This window comes from Azorhizobium doebereinerae UFLA1-100, from assembly GCF_000473085.1.
GTDB classification, from domain to species: Bacteria; Pseudomonadota; Alphaproteobacteria; order Rhizobiales; family Xanthobacteraceae; genus Azorhizobium; species Azorhizobium doebereinerae.
Genome location: NZ_AXBA01000095.1, coordinates 1 through 1,383 on the forward strand (window position 1 = coordinate 1; position 1,383 = coordinate 1,383).

2 protein-coding genes and 1 pseudogene are annotated in these 1,383 nt (G+C 72.3%); all 3 read left to right on the top strand.

What is annotated here, in order from left to right; genetic code table 11:
* The coding region (locus tag YU1_RS34160; RefSeq protein WP_035716765.1) for a hypothetical protein at nucleotides 1-221 on the top strand (221 nt) is incomplete at its 5' end.
* A gap of 9 nt (nucleotides 222-230) precedes the next feature.
* Nucleotides 231-461, top strand: a complete 231-nt coding sequence (locus tag YU1_RS0125685; protein ID WP_029006468.1) for a hypothetical protein — start codon at nucleotides 231-233, stop codon at nucleotides 459-461.
* Nucleotides 433-1,383 (top strand): annotated as a pseudogene (locus YU1_RS31395) (hypothetical protein); the annotation flags it as partial. The gene YU1_RS0125685 and the pseudogene YU1_RS31395, both read left to right, overlap by 29 nt.

The following is a 1,383-nucleotide window of genomic DNA, read 5'->3' on the forward strand; positions in this document are numbered from 1 at the left end:
CCCGCCACAGCGTGGCGCCGAAGCTGGTCACCGGCACCAGCGTTCTGGCGCCCTCGGCCGTGGTGGTCACCCCCGACCTGGTGAATGCGCAGAAGCGCACGGTGCTGGCCACCTTCGTCCTGGCGGCGCCGGTCACCGAGGCACGGGCGCGGGTGGACATGACCACCACCACCGTCACCGACTTGCCCTTCATCCAGAACATCGCCCTCTACGCTTTGTGAGGCCAGCCCATGACTGACGCTACATCCGCCGACGCTTCATCCGCTGACGCGATCACCGCACCGGGCCTGTCCGGCCCCATCGAACCCGCGCGCGCCTATCGGGTGGCGCTGGCGCGGCCGGCCGCGGCGGCCGGCGTGCGCTTCAAGCCGCGCGGCGACCTCACCCTGCGCGGCGATCTGCTCGTCCTGCTCATCACGGAGAACGGGGCCGATGCCGTCCTTGCTGCCGAGCCCGTCTGACGACTATGCCGCGCCGCAGGACATGCGCCTCAACAAGGCGGCATGGGACGCGGCCCTGGTCAGCGTCGGCCTGCGCCTGCGCGCCCTGGAGGCGATCAAGGCGGATTTCGAGGCCCTGATCGCGCTCGGCACCGGGCAGGCGCTGGAGGTGATCCAGGCCAATGTCGCGCCCCAGCTGGAGGACATGCGCGCCGCGCTGGCCGCGCTCGAAACCGGCATCGCCCAGGCCGAGGATCTGGTCCATGACATCGTCACGGGCTCGATCCCGGCCTCGGCCGTGGTGGAGAGCGCCGCGCGCATCTGGCTGACGCCCGCCCTCAAGGCGCGGATCGAGGCCTCCGCCTCGCTCGACAGCGTGGCGCGGAGCTTCGCCACCATCGGCGGGGCCGGCAACCGCCTGCCCAACGCCAGCGGCGCGGCCGGCCTGTCCGGCGTGAGCATGTGGGGGCCGGCCAACATGACCTCCGGCGTGGCGGGCGTGCTCGGTGAGCACTCCGTCTGGGTGCCGCCGGGCGTCAACGGCTGGTTCCTGATCCAGCCGGACGAGGCGAACGCCTATAGCGGCTTCGACTTCCTGGACGGCGCCGGCAATCCGCCCTCGGTCCAGGCCGGCGAGCTGTACCAGTTCTCCATCTCCACCGGGAACCACCGGGCGGTGCAGGTCTATGCGGATCTGGTCTGGCTCGATGCCGCCGGCGCCATCATCGGCACCTCCAACAGCATCGGCGGAACCAGCGCGTCGGGGTCGACCGTCGTCGGCTTCTCCGGCGCCAATGGCGGCGCCTCGCCGGAGGCGGCATCCGGCCAGCGCTTCGAGGATGCGCGGCGCCTGTGGGTGATCTCCAGCGCGCCGCCGGGCGCGGCGCGCGTGTCGCCGCGCCTGGTCAAAGGCCCCACCAAGCCGGGCCAGGGCACGTCGGCC

What these genes read in the sequence shown, in the direction of transcription:
- YU1_RS0125685 (WP_029006468.1), top strand. Translation starts at nt 231, where the DNA reads ATGACTGACGCTACATCCGCCGACGCTTCATCCGCTGACGCGATCACC.